1 pseudogene is annotated in these 537 nt (G+C 38.7%); it reads right to left on the bottom strand.

Features of this window, described 5'->3' with window-relative positions:
* Positions 1–537: pseudogene (locus JC2156_RS09035) on the bottom strand (hypothetical protein); the annotation flags it as partial.

Genomic DNA, 537 nt, shown 5'->3' with positions numbered 1-537 from the left:
AGGATCAGATAGTGCTTCAGCATCAACATCAGACAGTAGTTCAACTTCGTTGAATAAACCAGAAGATCCAGATGCATCAAAGTCAGCATCTAATTCAGCAAGTGAATCTGATAGTATCTCAGTAAGTTCGTCAGAATCAGATTCAAATGAATCGAATTCAGCGTCAGACTCAGATAATGCCTCAAATAGTACATCAAAGAGTGCCTCAACATCAGATTCAGATGAGTCAGATTCAGCAAGTAATTCAAAGAGTGCATCAGGCTCAAACTCAGAGAGTAATTCTAATTCAGAGAAATCAGACTCAGATAATGCCTCAAAGAGTGATTCAGCCTCAGCTTCAGGGTCAGAGTCGAAATCAAACTCTGATGAATCACAAAGCAATTCTGAATCAGACAGTATTTCAGCATCAACGTCAGATAGTGTATCAGAGAGTATTTCAAAGAGTGCCTCAACATCCGATTCAGAAGGATCAGATAGTGCCTCAATTTCGAAATCAATTTCAATGAGTACTTCAAATCCAGATTCAAATGAATCCGA

It is taken from the genome of Weissella koreensis KCTC 3621 (assembly GCF_000277645.1).
Note: the sequence above shows the minus strand (reverse complement) of the source record. Positions and strands in the feature narration are given on the sequence as shown.